General features: G+C 52.5%; 18 protein-coding genes. 6 read left to right on the top strand and 12 right to left on the bottom strand.

Annotated elements, in window-relative coordinates:
- Positions 1–4 precede the first annotated feature (4 nt).
- From H8K43_RS10460 to H8K43_RS10435, 6 genes are all read right to left on the bottom strand, one after another.
- Positions 5–307, bottom strand: coding sequence for a hypothetical protein (locus tag H8K43_RS10460; RefSeq protein ID WP_186903792.1), 303 nt, complete (start codon positions 305–307; stop codon positions 5–7).
- Positions 308–557: 250 nt separating this feature from the next.
- Positions 558–2,537: a M48 family metallopeptidase gene (locus H8K43_RS10455; protein WP_186903791.1), complete on the bottom strand. Its 1,980-nt coding sequence runs from the start codon at positions 2,535–2,537 to the stop codon at positions 558–560.
- 29 nt (positions 2,538–2,566) lie between these two features.
- On the bottom strand, positions 2,567–3,160 hold the full coding sequence (locus H8K43_RS10450) for a LemA family protein (RefSeq protein WP_222611010.1): 594 nt from the start codon (positions 3,158–3,160) through the stop codon (positions 2,567–2,569).
- Between the two features lie 53 nt (positions 3,161–3,213).
- Positions 3,214–3,873 (bottom strand): BON domain-containing protein, encoded by a 660-nt coding sequence (locus H8K43_RS10445; protein ID WP_329604511.1) that lies wholly within the window; start codon positions 3,871–3,873, stop codon positions 3,214–3,216.
- On the bottom strand, positions 3,866–4,462 hold the full coding sequence (locus H8K43_RS10440; RefSeq protein WP_162019123.1) for a phosphoheptose isomerase: 597 nt from the start codon (positions 4,460–4,462) through the stop codon (positions 3,866–3,868). Before H8K43_RS10440 ends, H8K43_RS10445 begins: the two co-directional genes overlap by 8 nt.
- Before the next feature lie 91 nt (positions 4,463–4,553).
- Entirely contained in the window at positions 4,554–4,937 is a 384-nt protein-coding gene (locus H8K43_RS10435; protein WP_186903789.1) for a YraN family protein, read from the bottom strand.
- Positions 4,938–4,985: 48 nt separating this feature from the next.
- Between H8K43_RS10435 and rsmI the strand changes: the two genes are divergently transcribed.
- Complete coding sequence (gene rsmI / locus H8K43_RS10430) at positions 4,986–5,906, top strand: 16S rRNA (cytidine(1402)-2'-O)-methyltransferase (protein WP_186903788.1); 921 nt, start codon at positions 4,986–4,988, stop codon at positions 5,904–5,906.
- A 43-nt stretch (positions 5,907–5,949) separates the two neighbouring features.
- Here the strand turns inward: rsmI and H8K43_RS19090 are convergent, their stop codons facing one another.
- The 6 genes from H8K43_RS19090 to H8K43_RS10400 form a co-directional block, all read right to left on the bottom strand.
- Positions 5,950–7,098 (bottom strand): septal ring lytic transglycosylase RlpA family protein, encoded by a 1,149-nt coding sequence (locus tag H8K43_RS19090; protein ID WP_268970901.1) that lies wholly within the window; start codon positions 7,096–7,098, stop codon positions 5,950–5,952.
- Positions 7,099–7,108: 10 nt separating this feature from the next.
- On the bottom strand, positions 7,109–8,221 hold the full coding sequence (gene rodA, locus H8K43_RS10420) for a rod shape-determining protein RodA (protein ID WP_186903787.1): 1,113 nt from the start codon (positions 8,219–8,221) through the stop codon (positions 7,109–7,111).
- A gap of 2 nt (positions 8,222–8,223) precedes the next feature.
- Entirely contained in the window at positions 8,224–10,221 is a 1,998-nt protein-coding gene (gene mrdA / locus H8K43_RS10415; protein ID WP_186904024.1) for a penicillin-binding protein 2, read from the bottom strand.
- Positions 10,222–10,248: 27 nt separating this feature from the next.
- Complete coding sequence (mreD, locus tag H8K43_RS10410) at positions 10,249–10,767, bottom strand: rod shape-determining protein MreD (RefSeq protein WP_186903786.1); 519 nt, start codon at positions 10,765–10,767, stop codon at positions 10,249–10,251.
- Positions 10,764–11,891: a rod shape-determining protein MreC gene (gene mreC, locus H8K43_RS10405; protein ID WP_186903785.1), complete on the bottom strand. Its 1,128-nt coding sequence runs from the start codon at positions 11,889–11,891 to the stop codon at positions 10,764–10,766. The genes mreD and mreC overlap by 4 nt, the downstream gene beginning before the upstream one ends.
- Positions 11,892–12,052: 161 nt before the next feature.
- Complete coding sequence (locus H8K43_RS10400; protein WP_110256286.1) at positions 12,053–13,096, bottom strand: rod shape-determining protein; 1,044 nt, start codon at positions 13,094–13,096, stop codon at positions 12,053–12,055.
- Between the two features lie 372 nt (positions 13,097–13,468).
- On the opposite strand from H8K43_RS10400, the gene gatC reads away from it, so the two are divergent.
- The 5 genes from gatC (at position 13,469) to H8K43_RS10375 (ending at position 18,876) form a co-directional block, all read left to right on the top strand.
- Positions 13,469–13,771, top strand: coding sequence for an Asp-tRNA(Asn)/Glu-tRNA(Gln) amidotransferase subunit GatC (gene gatC / locus H8K43_RS10395; RefSeq protein ID WP_162019129.1), 303 nt, complete (start codon positions 13,469–13,471; stop codon positions 13,769–13,771).
- 17 nt (positions 13,772–13,788) lie between these two features.
- Positions 13,789–15,243, top strand: coding sequence for an Asp-tRNA(Asn)/Glu-tRNA(Gln) amidotransferase subunit GatA (gene gatA / locus H8K43_RS10390; RefSeq protein WP_186903784.1), 1,455 nt, complete (start codon positions 13,789–13,791; stop codon positions 15,241–15,243).
- Between the two features lie 118 nt (positions 15,244–15,361).
- The gene (gene gatB, locus H8K43_RS10385; RefSeq protein ID WP_408058524.1) at positions 15,362–16,828 is read left to right on the top strand and encodes an Asp-tRNA(Asn)/Glu-tRNA(Gln) amidotransferase subunit GatB; all 1,467 of its coding nucleotides are present in this window, start codon (positions 15,362–15,364) and stop codon (positions 16,826–16,828) included.
- A 12-nt stretch (positions 16,829–16,840) separates the two neighbouring features.
- A complete protein-coding gene (gene pyrE, locus H8K43_RS10380; protein ID WP_186903782.1) occupies positions 16,841–17,506 on the top strand; it encodes an orotate phosphoribosyltransferase in 666 nt (221 codons plus the stop codon).
- Positions 17,507–17,877: 371 nt separating this feature from the next.
- On the top strand, positions 17,878–18,876 hold the full coding sequence (locus H8K43_RS10375) for an acyltransferase family protein (protein WP_186903781.1): 999 nt from the start codon (positions 17,878–17,880) through the stop codon (positions 18,874–18,876).
- Positions 18,877–19,208 lie beyond the last annotated feature (332 nt).

Genomic DNA, 19,208 nt, shown 5'->3' with positions numbered 1-19,208 from the left:
TGGTTTATTCCGGATTTTCTGAGCAAATATCTATCGCATCTTCACGCGCACGTTCCGCAATTTTGTCCAACTCTTTCTTTTCTTTTTCTTTCAGAATTTTTAATTTGCCAGCGTCTTTTTCGGCATCGATATCGGCACGGATCTGAATCAGCACTTTGGATTTTTTGCTATATATTTCAGTGATGCGCTCTTCGCCTACACGCTCACAATCAGCACGCGGACGCGCCTTTCTGCCAGTCAGGTCTATTTGTGCCTGTACGTCTGCCAAGCAGTTCAGGCACAGTAGCGCGACCAATATTTTCTTCATGCTGTCTCCTGCAGTTTAATTACCGATGAGGCAATAATATTAATTTAAAAGTAAGTAACTAAATTAAATCATATTGCATTTTATTAATCATTCCTACTTGAAATAGCGCAATTCACGCGACGTGCTGGCGCGCATGGCAATACCCTATTGCAAACATCATGCTAAGCACGATGTCTGTAACAGGGATACAGGAAGAGGAGATACATCACCGTCACTGCGCCGCTGTCTGGCAGCGACGGTGAGAGAACAATCAAGGTAGCAGCGCATCGCGCATGCTGTGCAGATCGGGGACAGGTACATCGATAGCAGCACAGACGCCGCGCAATAATTCCTGCTTGCGCTGATCATCCAGTCCCTGCTGTGCCTGAGTGGCAGTCAACATGGCGCGGATCAGCAGTGGTTTTGCGAGGGGCGCCAGCTGATTAAGCTGCGCCAGTGCCTGCCTGACTTCCTGATAATCGAGCTGACCCGGCTGAACGAATTCGCGCAAATCTGTAGCTCGTAAACCCAATTCCGGTAACACGGTACTGGCCGCAGCGAAGCCCTGTGCGCGCTGACTGGCAGTGCCGCTGAGCAGCAGCGAAATCAGCAATGCGGTTTCGCCTTTGAGCATGCTCAGACCGGCATAACGCACTTTCACTGCACGCGCGGCATTCGGACTTAAGCGACGTTCCAGCACAGTTTGTAAGACAAATTCATTTTCACTGAGCTTGCCATCGGCACCGGTCAATTGCCCGACCAGTTGTAGCAAGCTGGCTTTTTGCTGGTCAGAACAGGATTTGAGTGCGGGCATGGCCAGATCGATCCAATGCAGGCGCGCACTGTTGCCGCTGTTGGCGTTGTTGGCAAGCGCGATCTGCAAGGTCTTGACCTGCGCAGCGAGTTCTGGTGCTGCTTGCTGTATGGATTGCCATTGCAACTGATACGCCTGTAGTTGCGTCACATCCAGCAGCAAAGCACACATCAGCGCACGTGCAGATTGCGGCTCACGGCAGGCGGATTGCAGCAAACTCATATCGTCTGAGCCTGACACTGCAGCTTGTGGATAGGCTGCACCCGATGCGGCTGTAGTGCTGCCGTGATGTCCCCATTGCGCATCCTGGTTGCTACCAGATGTGAAGGCTGAGGCTGGAGCTGAACCTGCGGCGGCAAAACCGGATGCGGCGGCCGGTGTATCACCAAACTCGTTGTCGTTCAGTTCTTCGGCCTGCACAAAGCGTACCTGACGGCCGTACACGCGTTGCAGCCGCTCTTCCAGCGGCGGATGGGTGGCAAACAGGCCAGACAGAAAATTGGGTCTGGCTGCGCCCAGGAATAAATGCGATAACTGTTCAGCACGCTGACTCTCGATACGCGAGCCACAACCGGTTTCTTCTGTCAGGCCGCCTATCTTTTGCAAAGCCCCACCTATGCCCTGAGGATTACGTGTGAACTGCACTGCGCTGGCATCGGCCAGAAATTCACGCTGACGTGAAACGGCGGACTGGATCAGGCGACCAAAGAAAATACCCAGATAGCCAAGCACAAATAACACTACGCCAGCCGCCAGCATCACCAGACCGATAGGTGGCCCTTTGTCATCACGACTGCGTGAGCCACCGAAACGTGCGCCCCATTCAATCAGCCCACGGCCAAACAAGGCCAGCATCTGTATGCCGAATAAAACCCCGATTAACTGAATATTCATGCGCATATCGCCATTCAGGATATGGCTGAATTCATGCGCGACTACGCCCTGCAATTCATCCCGCGTCAGCCGATGCAAGGTGCCACGCGTGACCGCCACCACTGCCTCGTTCTGGTGATAACCGGCCGCGAAGGCATTGATCGCATCTTCTTCGTCGAGCAGATACACGTTCGGGCAGGCGATACCGGCAGCGAGCGACATTTCCTCGACCACGTTGAGCAAACGACGCTCGTGCATATCACGTGAATCAGGTGCCACCAGACGACCTCCAGCCATTTGTGCCACCGCATCGCCACCATCGCGCAAGCGAAACATTTCAAACGCGGTACCGGCACCTATGCACAACAATACCGCAGCCGAAGTCATCAAATAAAAACCGGCTGGCAAGCGGCCAGCGCCCGGCGTTCCGGCGCTATACCACTGCCACAGCAAGGCCAGGCTCAGATTAATGGTGATCACGATGGCGATCACCGCGAGAATAAAAAGAAAAATCAGCTTCTTACTCTCACGGTGAGCGTGATCCTGCTGTTCGAAGAAATTCATAGGCTGTCAGCGCAAGAGTCAGGAGTAGATCAGAACGACACTTTGACTGCTTTGCGCTCTTCCGGTGCCTCAGTTGCCTGCAACAGTTCAGCGGTGTGGAAGCCAAACATACCGGCAATCACAGAACCCGGGAATTGCTCAGCGCTGGTGTTGTACTGCATCACGCTGTCGTTATATGCCTGACGGGTGAACGCGATTTTATTTTCGGTACTGGTCAGCTCTTCGGTCAGCTGTATCATGTTCTGATTGGCCTTCAGGTCAGGATAGGCTTCCGACAGCGCAAACATCTTACCCAGCGAAGCCGTAAGTGTGCCTTCCGCTGCCGCCAGTTGCTGCACTGAGGCGCCATCGGCCGGGTCCAGTACCGCTTTGCTGCTGGCACTGACGGCCTGATTACGTGCGTGGATCACCGCTTCCAGCGTTTCACGCTCATGCTTCATATAGCCTTTAGCGACTTCAACCAGATTCGGGATCAGGTCATAACGACGCTTGAGTTGCACGTCGATCTGGGCGAAGCTGTTTTTAAAACGGTTACGCAAACCAACCAGACGGTTATAGACGCCGATAACCCAAAATGCCAGTACAGCCAGGATAACGAGAATCACGATCAATGTAGTCATCATACGCTCCATGCAAAAAGTAAAAACCGATGCGCTGGCATCGGTTCAGAAATCTATCAGTTGTTAGTTGTTGTGCTCGGATTGGTATTCGGTTTAACCGTCATTTCCTGCAGCTCGGCTTCAGAAATGTATTCGAAAACCTTCACCACTTTCCTGACGCCGCTGATGCTGGCTGCTACCTGAGCCGCACGATCACCTTCACGCTGGGTCACACGTCCCATCAGAAACACGACGCCGCCTTCGGTAACAACTTTGAAGGCACTCGCAAACATGTCTTTGGTATCGACGAAAGTGGCTTTCACCTTGGTGGTGATCAGCGCATCATTCGAACGCGAAGACAGGCTGGAAATACCGGATACCTGCAACTCATTCATGACAGAGACCACGCCTTCGACTGCACGCATTTCGTTTTCAGCACGCAGACGCGCTGCCTCATCGGCGACTTCACCAGTCAGCAGGGCACGGCGGTTGAAGGCATTCACATTCACATGCGCGCTATCGCCGAGTGCTTTGGAAATACGCACTTCACCTTTGAAGACGATGCTCTTGTCTTCAGTCTGGGCACCGAAAGTACGGCGGTCAGTGGCGGCGAATGTGCCCATCACGGCACTGCCTATCACCAGTTCCACACAGCCCTGCAGACTGGCTGCAGCAGCCAGGCACAGGCTGATGGCAGCGACCGGTCGCGCCAGAGTTTGCCATTTAGTCTTAGTCATCCACATCTCCTCCAAACAGCGCGGAATCTATCCCGTCGCATAAACAATGTATCGTCAGCAAATGTACTTCCTGGATGCGCGCGGTTCTGTCATGCGGCACACAGATATGCACATCAGCGTCGCTGAGCAGCTGATTCACCGCACCGCCGCCTTTACCGGTCAGTGCCACGACCCGCATATCGCGCTCCAGTGCAGCATTGATCGCATTGATCACGCTGACTGAATTGCCGGAAGTGGTGATGGCCAGCAGGATGTCACCGGACTGACCGAAGGCCTGCACCTGCTTGGAAAACACTTCCTGAAAGCTGTAGTCATTCGCCACCGCCGTCAAAATAGAACTGTCAGTCGTCAGTGCCATCGCTGGCAGTGGCAGCCGCTCACGTTCGAAACGCCCAACCAGTTCAGCTGCAAAATGCTGGCAATCAGCGGCGGAGCCACCGTTACCGCAAGCCATAATCTTATTGCCATTAGACAGCGCCAGGAACATCAGTTCCACGGCCTGCTCTATAGGCTGCGCCAGCTCTTCGGCTGCGCGCATTTTTAATTCGGCACTTTCTTTGAAGTGCGCCACAATTCTTTGATTCGTCATAATGAGTCGGATTCAGGCATGACACCAGTTGTTACGGGCTTGGACAACATGCAGTCCAAACCGGTTCCATCTGGCGAGCATCCCGGGATTATTAAAGGACGACGTTCTGTAACCACGTGATTTTACCCGCTTCTATGGCAATTACGTCAAAACGGCAGGCAGGTTGTGAACGAAGCCCCATCAGGTACACCTGGGCGGCATGTTGCCACTTCCTTTGCTTGGCTGGGGTAATACTGGCTAAAGCCCCGCCAAAACTGGCTGAGGCACGGCTGCGTACCTCCACAAAGACCAGTGTCTCACGGTCTTGCATGATCAGGTCGATTTCTCCGCCCGGACACAGAAAATTCTTTTGCACCAGTCGCAGTCCGGCCTGCTCCAGATGGGCTAAGGCCTGCGCCTCGCCGGCATCACCACGGCGGCGCTGCGGCGTTCTGCGGTCAGGTGCAGCAGTTTGCGGTCGGGTTTCTCGCTTCATGTCGTACAATGCCTGATTGAGCGTTTGATTTCACAGAAATGGACAGTTATGAGCGTCACTGAATCCACCCCATTCACACACCCTACCTTAATCGAAGCAGTCACGCGACAGCAATATCCTGCCGGTACTTTTTACGTGGTTGCGACACCGATAGGAAATATTGCCGATATTTCGCTGCGTGCGCTGCATCTGCTGTCACTGGCCGATGCGATCGCCTGTGAGGATACCCGCAATACCGCGCAATTACTGAGCCGTTACGGCATACAAAAACCGCTGATCGCGGCGCATCAGCATAATGAGCGTGAAGTCGCGGGCAAAATCCTGCAACGCTTGCAAGCTGGAGAACGCATCGCATTGGTGTCGGATGCAGGCACGCCCGGTGTTTCTGACCCGGGTGCCAAAATCGTCAATGAACTCAAAGCGGCCGGTATTCCAGTCACCCCGCTGCCCGGCGCCTCGGCCGCGGTGTCGGCCTTATCCGCCAGCGGTCTGCTGGATGAGCATTTTTACTTCGCCGGTTTTTTACCCAGCAAAGCGGGACAGCGCGCCAGCATCCTGCAACAGCTGGAGAGCATGCAGGCCAGTCTGATTTTTTACGAAGCGCCGCATCGTATCGAAGAATCGGTGCAAGCCATGCTGGAAGCGTTCGGCGGCGAGCGCCGCATCGTGTTTGCGCGTGAGCTGAGCAAGCTGTTTGAAGAAATCCATCGTTGCCCCTTAGCGCAAGCGTCTGGCTGGCTGGCGGGTGATCCGCATAGGCTCAAGGGCGAATATGTGCTGATTATCGAAGGTAAAGCACAGGCGGAACAGGCCGATCAGCTGGAAGCACGGCGCGTGCTGCAAATTCTGCTGCAGGAATGTCCGCTCAAACAAGCTGCCAGCCTGGCGGCGCAACTGACCGGTCAGAAAAAAAATGCCTTGTACCAGCTCGCGCTGAGCATGAAATCAGAGGCTGGTGAAGAGGAATAATCCGTCCTCATCAGCGTAAGCGCCACGCCACGTGGCGGCCTGATCAGCGCTGTATCACAATAGGCCGCCCCACCCCGAGATCACCGACTTGCGCTAACACTTGCTGGGCTTCAGCGCGGCTGTTGAACGGCCCGCTGAGCAGACGGTAGAGACTACCCTGCTGCACGATATCAAAGCCCGGCAAGCGATTGTCTGCCTTGCCTTTCAGATGTCCCATGATGTTTTCTGCATTCGCGCGTATCGCATAGGCGCCAAATTGCAGATAAAAGCCGGTAGTGGCTGGCGTAGCTGCGACCGTACTCAGCTTTTCTACCGGTCTGCCATCCTGAGCGGTATTTAAGGCTTCCATACTCACACTGGCCGGAGCTGGTACTGGTGAGGTACTGACCACGGCTGCTACTTCCGGTGCACGTACCGGAACTGTGTTATTCGCCAGCACCGGCGCAGGCTGACTGATGGGCACGGCTTGATTTTTGCGGTTTTCTGCCATGCGTTCTATATCGGCTGGCAGCAAGCGCTCTACTTCGATCTGACTGCTGCCCTTACCCAAAATTTGCAGCTTCAGTGCAGCAGTGTAGGACAAGTCAATGATGCGGCTGGAGTGGAAAGGGCCACGGTCATTAATGCGTACAATAATCTGCTTGCCATTGCCCAGATTGGTCACGCGCGCATAAGAAGGGATAGGCAGCGTAGGATGGGCGGCGGTGATTTTGTACATGTCATACGGCTCGCCCGATGAGGTACGCTGACCATGGAATTTTTTGCCGTACCAGCTGCCCACTCCACGCTGGATAAAGGGCGTGGTGCTATCGGCAATCGGGGTATAGGTTTTACCAAACACCACATAAGGCTTATTAGCGCTGCGCGAAAAACTCTCTACCATAGGAATCGGATCGACCGTGAACTCCAGGCCTTCCGGTGGATTGTCACCCGGGCCATCATCCTTGTAATAACCCCCCTTACCCGAATTCGCTTTTGGCAGCACCGGCGTGCCGGAAGGCTTAGCCGTGACCGGACGTGTTTCCTGCACCGGCGCCGGGGCGTGTGGTGTGCTGCCGCAGGCAGTCAGCAACGCCGCACTCAGCATCATCAGAGCCGGGGCAATATGCTGCTGCATAAGCGCGTAGGGCAAAGTCTGGCAACGCACAGTCACAGGACCGGCGCTGGTTTGCAAGGGTGATCGCTGTGTCATGTATGCCCCATCATGTCTGTACCAGTTTACGGTTACGTTGTACGCTCATCATCATACCCGCAGCCATCCCCAGCGTCACCAGCGCGGTGCCACCATAACTCATGAAAGGCAAAGGCACACCGACCACTGGCAAAATGCCGCTGACCATGCCCATATTCACAAAGGCATAGGTAAAGAAAATCATGGTGATCGATCCCGACAACAGGCGGCTGAACAGGGTAGGCGCATTCGCGGCTATCATCAGGCAACGTATGATGAGCAGAAAGTACAAAGTCACCAGTATCGCATTGCCGACCAGGCCAAACTCTTCCGAGAACACGGCGAAAATAAAGTCGGTGGTATGTTCAGGGATAAATTCCAGATGGGCTTGCGTGCCTTTGAGCCAGCCCTTGCCTGTCATCCCGCCTGAGCCCAGCGCTATGGTGGACTGAATAATATGAAAGCCCTTACCCAGCGGGTCGCGGGTTGGATCCAGCATGGTCAGCACGCGGTCGCGCTGGTAATCATGCATCAGGTAAGGCCAGACCAGAGTAGGCATCACCACCGCAGTAAAACCTAATACCGACAATAAGACTTTCCAGGATAAGCCCGCCAGAAAAATGACGGTAAAGCCAACCGCAACCACCAGCAAAGCGGTTCCCATATCCGGCTGTTTAGCAATCAACGCAACCGGAATACCGAGTATCACGCTGGCGATCACGAAATCTTTGACCCGCAAAGCGCCTTCACGTTTTTGAAAATACCAGGCCAGCATCAGCGGCGTCGCAATTTTCATCATTTCTGAAGGCTGTATCACCATGCCGACATTAATCCAGCGACGTGAACCTTTCTTTACCATGCCGAACATGGCAACGGCCAGCAACATCGCGATACCAAAGGTATAGATAGGGATAGCGAAGCGCATCAGGGTTTGCGGCGGGATATTTGCCACCACCCACATGATAAAAAACGACACTACGATATTGCGCATCTGGTCTTCCACCCGCCCCGGGAAATCCATACCAGCTGAATACAAAGTAATCACGCCGCAGGAAAGAATCAGAAAAATCAGTATCGCCAGCGGTGCATCAAACACCATCAGGCGCGAGCGCAATGCGCGCCAGTGAACACCATGATTATTCATGCTTAATCCTTGTTTCCCAGGGTTTCACCGCCGGGTTTCGGTCCCGGTTCCGGCTCTGCAGGTGCCTTGACTTCGGTATCGGAGCGGTACAAAGCCATGTCGCTTTGCGGCTTAGGCAGAGGCTGAGGATCTTTACGCTCTTTATCCTGCGGGCGTTTTCCAAGCAGATAGTAATCGAGTGCCTTACGCACGATAGGCGCTGCCGCCTCCACACCGAAACCACCGTTTTCCACAATGATGGCAATCGCAATCTTCGGTTTATCCGTCGGCGCAAAAGCGATGTATAAAGAGTGATCGAGATGACGTGCGGCCATGCGTTTGGCATCATATTTTTCGTTTTTCTTCAATCCCACCACCTGCGCAGTACCGGTCTTACCACCAGACTGATATTCAGTATTAGCGAATACACGCGCCGAAGTACCTTCTTTAACCACGCCTACCATCGCATTTTTGATGATATCGATATTTTCCTGCTTCAAGGGTATGCGGAAACTCTCCTTGGGTACCGTCAGCTCGCGTTCCTTGGTTTTGGGGTCTTCGATAATCTTGACCAGATGCGGCTTCATCACAATGCCGTTATTGGCCAGGGTTGCCATCGCATGCGCCATCTGCAAAGGGGTGAAGGTATTTTGTCCCTGCCCGATCCCGAGCGAAATCGTATCACCCGACACCCAGCGTTGCTGAGCCGGCTTCTTGAAGGCATTGCGCTTCCAGGTGGTGGAAGGCAGTAAACCAGAACGCTCATGCTCCAGATCGATACCCGTCTTCTGACCGAAGCCGAAAGGTTTCATGAAGTCATGCATGGCGTCGACCCCCATGTCATTGGCCAGCATGTAGTAATAGGTATCGCAGGAATGCACGATGGATTTGTACATATCGACCATGCCGTGACCACCTGGCTTATCGTCTTTAAAGGTATGGTTACCGAAAGTGAAATAGCCGGGATCAGCGATGGCCTGATTCGGTGTACGCTTACCTAGCTCCAGTGCGGCCAATGCCATGAAAGGCTTATAGGTCGAGCCCGGCGGATAGGCGCCGGTCAGGGGGCGGTTCAGTAATGGCTTGTCTTCTGAGGTATTGAGCTCATTCCAGCTTTGCTGATCGATACCCTCGACGAACAGATTCGGATCATAGGTCGGCTTGGAAACAAAGGCCAGCACATCGCCGGTTTCCGGTTCGATCGCGACCAGTGCGCCACGACGGTCACCGAAGGCCTCTTCCACCACTTTCTGCAATTCGATATCGACCGAGAGGATCAGATTTTTACCGGACATCGGCGGCGTGCGTGACAGCGTGCGTACCGCGCGGCCACCGGCGGAGACTTCCACCTGTTCAAAACCTGTGGTCCCGTGCAGCAGGTTTTCGTAACTCTTTTCCAGCCCTTCTTTACCGATGTAATCAGTACCATTGTAGTTGGCTGCATCTTCGCGTTCGTCGATCAGTTCTGCATCTTTCTGGCTGATGCGGCCTATATAACCGATCACATGCGAAGCCGAATCGCCTTGCGGATATTGACGGAACAGGCGGGCCTGTATATCGACCCCCGGAAAGCGGAAACGTTGGGCGATAAAGCGCGCCACTTCATCATCCGTGAGCCGGGTACGGATAGGCACACTTTCAAAGTTTTTGGAATCTTCCAGCAGCTTACGAAAACGCTTGCGATGCTTGGGCTGAATATCGACCAGCTCAGCCAGGTTATCGATCAGCGTGTCCATGTCCTGCTTGATCTTGGACGGTGTGATTTCCAGCGTATAGGCCGAGTAATTGCGCGCCAGGATTACGCCATTGCGGTCCATGATCAGACCACGGTTAGGCACGACTGGCACTACATCGATACGGTTTTCATCTGCCAGCAACATGTAGTCATCATGCTTGACGACCTGCAGCCAGATAAAGCGCGAAATCAGCAAGGCGAAACAGAAAAAAACAAAGACGCCGATAAAAATCAGGCGCATACGGAAGAAGTAAATCTCGCGTTCCGTATTCTTAAGTTCATTCATCATGATTCAGGTCGTTTCCAGGCAGACTCAGATTGGACGTGTGTCATCTTTGTCGATGGCGCGACGCTGCGGCGCGAGTAACAGATAACCGGCTATTGGCCATAGTGCGGTCGTGACCAGACTCTGTGCAAAATACAGCCAGCCCGGAAAATGCGCATCTGGTGCAACGATCAGACGTACCGCTATCTGCAGACTCTGTACAAATAAAAACAGTGGAAACACATGCAGCGCTTGCGTCAATGGTGCAAACCACAATACGCGGCGATGGATAGTGATCGCAAAATAGGATAACAAGGTATAGGCCAGTGCATTTTCACCCAGATGAATCGCATCATGCACATCCATCAGCAAACCCATCGCAAACGCAACACCTATGCCGACTTTACGCGGTTGATGGATAGTCCAGAATACCAGCACCAGCGCCACAAAATCCGGCACCCCCATGGCGGAACCCCAGGGCAGGAAATTAAGCAGGAAGGCAAATGCAAAACTGAAGGCGATAAACAGCGGATTCACCGGCAACAGGATGTAATGCGGGTGGGTCATTTCGGCGCATCCTTTCTTTCATCTTTGCCGCTCACTTTGGCGGCCGCTTCTTTTACCGGCAATGCTGCAGTATTCGGTGACGGCACTGTGGCATTCGGGTTTGGTGCTGCTGCAGCAGCAGGTTTCACGCTGTCAGCTGGCGGCGACTGTGCCTCACGCGAAGCTGGCTGTGCGGCCGGGTTCTGATCAACTGGTTTGATATCGTTCGCGACTGGCAGACTGTCGCGTGTAACACGACGGTTAATTTTTTCTTTTTTGGCGCGCACGTCTTCGGTATCCGGCTTGGGCAGATTATCCATCGTGACTTGCAGTACCAGTAATTGCTTATTGCGGTCGACACCAGCGGCAGGCAGGCAGATGATGTTTTCAAAGGTCGAACTCGCTTTGTTTTCCACCTGTTCGACTTTACCAACCGCCAGACCTGGCGGATAAATGCCGTCCAGACCGGAAGTCACCAGCAGATCGCCTTTTTGTACGTCAGCATTGGCGGTCATGCGCATGTCCAGATACGGCGACTGACCACGGCCATAGGCCACACTGCGCAAGCCATTGCGCAATATCTGTACCGGTATCGCCTGATTTTTGTCAGTCAGCAAAGTGACCTCTGCTGTGAGCGGAAACACCCGCGTCACCTGACCGACCACACCCTGATCATCAATTACCGGCTGGCCAGTTGCAATTCCATCCTTGATACCCCGGTCAACGATGACTTTACGGGTAGCAGGATCGCGTGCATCGTAGATAATTTCGGTCAGCACCGACTTGACTGGCTGGCGTTCACGCGCATCCAGCAAGCGGCGTAAATGGGCATTTTCTGCCTGTAACTGGGCACTCTGCTGCAAGGCATCGGCATGCTGGGTCTGTTGCCGCCGTATGCGCGCGTTTTCTGTCTGCAATTCGCTGCTGCTCACAAAATAATGCGACATATCACGGGCTGCCTGGCTCGGCAGCACAGCCAGCATCTGTACCGGATATAACACAGTACCGACCACCTGACGTACCAGGTTCAGGGACTTGAGACGGGAATCAACAACTAACAGGAAGATCGCCAGGACAGCAAAAAAAATGGCGCGGGCACGCGCTGATGCGCCTTGTTTGAAAAGTGGTGGCGGACTGTAATCCATACTGTATCCATCAACAAAAACCGGTTGGCCCGTCCCGACCGCAGTACAGCCAGTGCAGTCTGTGCTCCTGAAAGCAAAAAGCCGACAGATCAGCAGCCGGCTCTGCAATATGTTCAGTGACTGTCCATGTTATGTTTGCCACGGACAGTCTGCTGTTCAGATTACTCGTAAGAGAAAATCGAACCCAGCTTATCCATGCGTTCCAGCGCCATGCCGGAACCACGTACCACGCAGGTCAACGGATCTTCTGCAACGATCACTGGCAAGCCGGTTTCTTCCATCAGCAGGCGGTCCAGATCGCGCAGCAAAGCACCACCACCGGTCAGCATCATGCCTTTTTCTGCGATGTCCGCACCCAGTTCCGGCGGCGTCTGTTCCAGCGCATTTTTAACGGCAGAAACGATATTGTTCAGCGGATCTGTGAGTGCTTCCAGAATTTCATTGCTGGAAATCGTGAACGAACGCGGGATACCTTCGGACAGATTGCGACCTTTGACTTCCATTTCCTTGACTTCGGAACCCGGGAAAGCAGAACCGATCGCTTTTTTGATTGCTTCTGCGGTTTGTTCGCCGATCAGCATGCCGTAGTTGCGACGGATGTAATTGACGATGGCTTCATCAAACTTATCACCACCAACACGTACCGAGCCTTTGTAGACCATACCGCCGAGCGAAATAATACCGACTTCAGTTGTACCGCCACCGATATCAACCACCATGGAACCGGTCGCTTCAGAAACCGGCAGACCGGCACCGATCGCTGCTGCCATCGGTTCTTCAATCAGATACACCTGGGAAGCACCTGCGCCCAGCGCCGATTCACGGATAGCACGGCGCTCAACCTGGGTAGAACCGCAAGGAACGCAGATGATGATACGTGGGGAAGGCTTGAAGAACTTGGTGTCATGCACCATGCGGATGAACTGCTTGAGCATTTGCTCAGTCACGGTGAAATCAGCGATCACGCCATCTTTCATCGGACGGATGGCTTCGATATTGCCAGGTACCTTACCCAGCATTTGCTTTGCTTCTTTACCGACGGCCTGGATCGTCTTTTTACCGTTAGGGCCACCTTCCTGGCGTATCGCCACAACGGAAGGCTCATCCAGGACGATACCCTGGCTACGGACATAAATCAGCGTATTTGCGGTACCCAGATCGATTGCGAGATCATTCGAGAAATAACTACGTAAAAAACCAAACATGTATTGTCCTGTATTTAACTATTGAGGTGTCCAGCCGCGCTGATGGGCTGAGCCACGGAATTTTTTCTCCCTAGGGCACACGGCGTTGCGCTGACAAATCCATTCTGCATCGACTTACAGGATTTAGCGTGCCATTTAGGGCATTAACCCATCATTCTACCTTATAATCTTCTTAAATTTACTCGATACCAATGCCTAAAAGTGCTCATATCGATGTTTATAAATAATTAATTGGCTTTGATGCAAAATTAAGCGCAGACCGATTTTAAAAACTTCGCTCTCTGCCACGGAATTTCGCGCATTTTCCGATAATTTGTACCGGGCCACTGATCCCCTTTTTGACACTTTGATGCGTGCGAACGCCGATTAACTATGTCACTGACACTTGATGATGTAACGCGCATTGCCAAACTGGCAAAGCTGAATGTATCTGGCCCTGAAGCCGATTCCACCCTGGAAAAGCTCAATGGCATTTTCTCTCTGGCTGAACAACTGAAAGCCATCGACACCACGGGCGTCGCGCCCCTGAGTCACCCGATCGCAGCTTTGCTGCCTGAGCTGGCTTTGCGTCTGCGTGAAGACGTCGTCACCGAAAGCAATCAACGCGCAGCCTACCAGCAACCTGCTCCTGCGACCCAGGATGGCCTTTACCTGGTTCCTCAGGTCATCGAATAAGTATTCCGGAATTAATTATGCATACCAAAACTCTCGCACAATTATCTGCCATGCTGCAAAGCAAGCAGGTCAGCGCCACTGAACTGGCCCAACATTTTCTTGACCGTATCGCCGCCAGTGATCTGAATGCGTTTTTGCATGTAGATACAGCACTGACACTGCAACAGGCTGCGGCTGCGGATGCACGTATCGCAGCGGGCACAGCCACAGCACTGACTGGCATCCCGATTGCCCACAAAGATATTTTCGTGACCCGCAATCTGCGCTCTACCGCCGGCTCGCACATGCTGGAAAATTATGTCAGCCCTTTCGATGCGACCGTAGTCGACAAACTGGCGCAGGCTGGCATGGTCACGCTGGGCAAGCTGAACTGCGATGAATTCGCGATGGGTTCGTCGAATGAAAACTCGTATTTTGGCCCGGTACGTAATCCCTGGGATAAATCCGCTGTGCCGGGCGGTTCTTCGGGTGGCTCAGCAGCAGCGATTGCTGCGCGACTGGCACCGGCTGTCACCGGCACCGATACCGGTGGATCTATCCGCCAGCCAGCTTCGTTCTGCGGCATCACCGGCATCAAGCCTACTTATGGCAGCGTGTCGCGCTATGGCATGATCGCCTTTGCTTCTTCACTGGATCAGGGCGGCCCGATGGCGCAAACAGCAGAAGATTGCGGCTTGCTGCTGAACGCCATGGTCGGTTTCGATGACAAAGATTCGACCTCACTGGAACGTCAGCCGGAAGACTTTAACCGCGATTTGCATCAGTCACTGCAAGGCTTGCGCATCGGTGTACCAAAAGAATTCTTTGGCGCCGGACTGGCACCGGACGTGGAGTTAGCAGTACGCGCGGCACTGGACCAGTATGTAAAGCTGGGCGCGACCCTGGTCGATATTTCGCTGCCAAAAACAGAACTGTCTATCCCGGTTTACTATGTGATTGCGCCGGCGGAAGCATCGTCTAATCTGTCACGTTTCGACGGTGTACGTTATGGCCACCGCGCTGCCAGCTATACCGACCTGGATGATATGTATCGCCAGTCACGTACCGAAGGTTTTGGCGCTGAAGTGAAACGCCGTATTCTGGTTGGCGCGTATGTGCTGTCGCATGGCTACTATGACGCCTACTATCTGCAGGCGCAAAAAATCCGCCGTCTGATCGCACAGGATTTCGCCACAGCCTTTGAACAGTGCGATGTGATTATGGGACCGGTAGCACCGACGGTAGCCTGGGACATCGGCGCACAATCCGATGATCCGCTGGCGAATTACCTGGCTGATATTTTCACCTTGTCAACCAGTCTGGCTGGCTTGCCTGGTATGTCTATCCCTTGCGGTTTCGGTCAGGGTGACAAAAATGCCCGTCGTCCGGTAGGTCTGCAACTGATAGGAAATTATTTTGCGGAAGCGAAGTTACTCAATATCGCGCATCAGTATCAGCAAGTCACAGACTGGCATCAGCGCAGCCCGGAATAAGTGCTCAAACATATAGCTTGACTGATAGCGTAAGCCACGACAGTGGCTCTCAGCGGCGACTCAGTCAGGTGCAGCTGGCAGACAACAGCGTCTGTCAGCGCCAACCAGATACGAAGGAATACATATGCAATGGGAAGTCGTTATCGGTTTTGAGACACATGTGCAGCTCAAAACCCACTCCAAAATTTTCAGTGGTTCATCCACCCAATTCGGCGCAGAACCGAACACTCAGGCCAGCCCGGTTGATCTGGCTCTGCCCGGCGTACTGCCAGTCATGAACAAAGGTGCAGTGGAAAAGGCGATACAGTTTGGTCTGGCCGTCGGTGCCACCATCGCGCCGGAATCCATCTTCGCACGTAAAAACTACTTTTATCCGGATCTGCCAAAAGGCTATCAGATCAGCCAGTTTGAAATCCCGGTAGTACAAGGCGGCTATGTCCCCTGCATCGTGGAAAAAGACGGCAAAGCGGAAGTACATCAGATACAGCTAACCCGCGCCCATCTGGAAGAAGATGCCGGTAAATCTTTGCACGAAGATTATCAGGGCATGACGGGCATCGATCTGAACCGTGCCGGTACTCCGTTGCTGGAAATCGTGACTGAGCCTGTGATGCGCAGCGCGACTGAGGCTGTAGCGTATGCCAAGGCCCTGCACTCACTGGTGATGTGGCTGGACATTTGCGATGGCAATATGCAGGAAGGCTCCTTCCGTTGCGACGCCAACGTCTCGGTACGCCCGGTCGGCCAACAGGAATTCGGTACCCGCTGCGAAATCAAAAACCTCAACTCTTTCCGCTTCCTCGAAGAAGCGATCAATTACGAAGTCAGACGTCAGATCGAATTGATCGAAGATGGCGGCCGCGTAGTACAGGAAACCCGTCTGTACGATCCGGACAAAAAAGTCACCCGCTCCATGCGCAGTAAAGAAGATTCTCAGGATTACCGCTACTTCCCTGACCCGGATCTGCCACCGCTGCGCATCAGCGAAGCCTGGATCAATGAAGTCCGCAAAACCATGCCGGAATTGCCAGCTGCGATGCGCCAGCGTTTTGTTGAACAATACGCGCTGCCAGAATACGATGCGACCGTGCTGACCCAGTCTAAAGGCATGGCGGATTACTATGTCGCGCTGGTAGAGACCGCGGGTGTGAGCCTCGCGAAAACAGCAGCTAACTTCATGATGGGCGATGTGGCATCTACCCTGAATCGTGAAGGCGTGGATATTGCCGCTATTCCTGTCAGTTCCGCTCAAAGTGGCATACTGCTGCAACGTATTGCCGATGGCACGATTTCCAATAAGATCGCCAAAGAAGTGTTTGCCGGTATGTGGCAGGCTGGCAGTACCGACCTGAATCTGGCCGATCAGATTATCGACGCCAAAGGCCTCAAGCAGATTTCTGATGTCGGTGCACTGGAAAAAATTATTGATGAAGTCATGGCTGCTAATCAGCAATCGGTCGATGAATTCCGCGCCGGTAAAGAGAAGGCATTTAATGCACTGGTCGGTCAGGCCATGAAAGCGACTAAGGGCAAAGGCAATCCTGCCCAGGTCAATGAATTACTGCGTAAGAAACTCGCAGGCTAAGAGGAGATATTGATGAGTAACTTACGTCAGGAATTTATTCGTTTTTCTGTCGATGCGGGTGTAATCCGCTTCGGCGAATTCGTCACTAAGGCAGGTCGCCTGTCGCCGTATTTTTTTAATGCAGGTCTGTTCAATGATGGCGCGAATCTGGGTAAGCTCGCGGCCTTCTATGCCGACACGCTGATTAACTCTGGCGTGGAATTCGACATGCTGTTTGGCCCAGCCTATAAAGGCATCACGCTGGCCAGCGCAACCGCTGTCGCTCTGGCAGCACGGGGCCGCAATGTTCCTTTCGCGTATAACCGCAAAGAAGCCAAAGACCATGGCGAAGGTGGCACTATCGTGGGTGCCCAGTTAAAGGGCCGTGTCGTGATTATCGACGACGTGATTTCCGCCGGTACTTCGGTGCGTGAATCGGTAGACATGATACGCGCTGCCGGTGCCACGCCTGCTGCCGTACTGATCGCACTCGACCGTATGGAAAGGTCGGGTAAGGACGATGCGCTGTCAGCACATTCAGCGGTGCAGGAAGTCAGCCAGACTTACAACATGCCTGTCGTTTCTATCGGCAATCTGAACGATTTGTTTGACTACCTGTCCGCAGCAGGTGCCGGTACAGAACTGACCCAGCATAAAGATGCGGTAGCTGCGTATAGGGATAAGTACGGCGCTAAATAAATGTGCTACAGCTAGCTTGTCCAGGCCAAACTCACCAGGAATGAAAAGCGGGGAATCTGCCCTGCCAGGCAGTCAATACTCAGCCAGCCACTGAATTCAGTACACGCAGGTGTAATCAATCAAGTGGCTGGCCTGACTTTCATGGCATTTCTTCGGCCCCGTATCTGAATGCGTGATCACCTGATTTTATCCTTCAATTGAAGAATGCCTGAACCTGAGGCATAACCAAGGTTTCCAGACATGTAAAGATATGACAGACCTGATCCTACAGTTTCTGCGCTTAGTTCATTTTCATCTGCCGACATCAAAGGTCACTCAGTCTTCCTGAGAGACTAAATAAGTCAATCAATTACAATTTGGACGGTACTTTTGTGAATCATTACAATAATTTAACTGCACTCCGATGGTTTTCTGCCGGACTGGTGCTGTTTGGGCACAGCTTCGCTTTAATGGGCTTACCTGAACCAGTTTTCATGAATTACACGAGACTAGGCCCTTTAGGCGTTTCTATATTTTTTGCGGTGAGTGGCTATCTGGTCACCCAGAGTTGGGAACGTGATCCCCATCTTTATCGCTTTTTAGCGCGCAGGGCATTGCGGATATTTCCCGGACTAGCTGTATGTCTTGCTGTCAGCACTTTTATCTTAGGGCCATTGTTAAGCACATTGCGCTTGACGGACTACTTAGCCCATCCTCAAGCATGGCATTATTTTTTTGAAAATTTATTTCTATACATAACGTTTAGCTTACCAGGCGTATTCACAACGAATATTTATCCGCATGCAGTTAATGGGTCGATTTGGAGCTTACCCGTTGAATTCTTTATGTACCTGGTCGTTGCGCTGATAGGGATCGCTAAGTTACCACGTTTCTTCTGGCTAATTATTATCGCTCTGTTAATGTACTTTTCAAAAACCTGGTCCACCGTCTCTGTCGATCCGATTATTATTTATCGTTCTGATTTGAGAGCTGTCATTACTTGTGGTGTCTATTTCTGGATAGGCTCCGCATTTTGCCGTTACAAATTTAATCCTTCATCAGTAACAACACTTGGTGTCACGATGATAGCCTGGATCTGCCTGAGCCGATGGCCAGAACTGTTTGCAATCGGTGCAGAGCTGGCGATTCCGGTATTAGCCTTAGGCTTTGGACTCGCCACCAGCAATTGGCTGGGTAGACTTTCACAATACGATTACTCGTATGGAATTTATATCTATGCCTTTCCGGTGCAACAGACGATTGCGCATTTTTTCCCAAAAATGAGCATACTGCCGTACTTGCTTCTCGTCAGTTTGATTACGCTGTTACTGGCTGCCGTGTCGTGGCACTTAATAGAAAAGAAAGCGTTAGAGTTAAAGCCGAAGCGATAAATACGGAATTTGATGATGCCATTTCGAAGTGGCATCATCAAACAACCTGGGCTTCGCGCAACTTGTCTGGAATTTTGAATGCAGTTTGTTGTGCACGTTTAATTTTTCCAACATAGGCTGGAAAATATGCAGATAAAAAGTTAACCACCAAATAGTTACACAACACTATTTACTATTCATATCTCATTTCATACTTATTTAGCGCAAGGTCGCGTGTTTACCATATCAATTTAACACTCGGCTATTAAGAAATATTTGATTTATAAATTTTCCAGCATTTCCTTTAAAGTGTCCAATTAGCATCAAATTTACTTCCCAACTTTAAAGCTGGC

The sequence above is a fragment of the Cognatundibacterium curvum genome (assembly GCF_014284235.1).
GTDB classification, from domain to species: Bacteria; Pseudomonadota; Gammaproteobacteria; order Burkholderiales; family Burkholderiaceae_D; genus Undibacterium; species Undibacterium curvum.
This window is presented reverse-complemented; position numbering and strand designations above follow the sequence as displayed.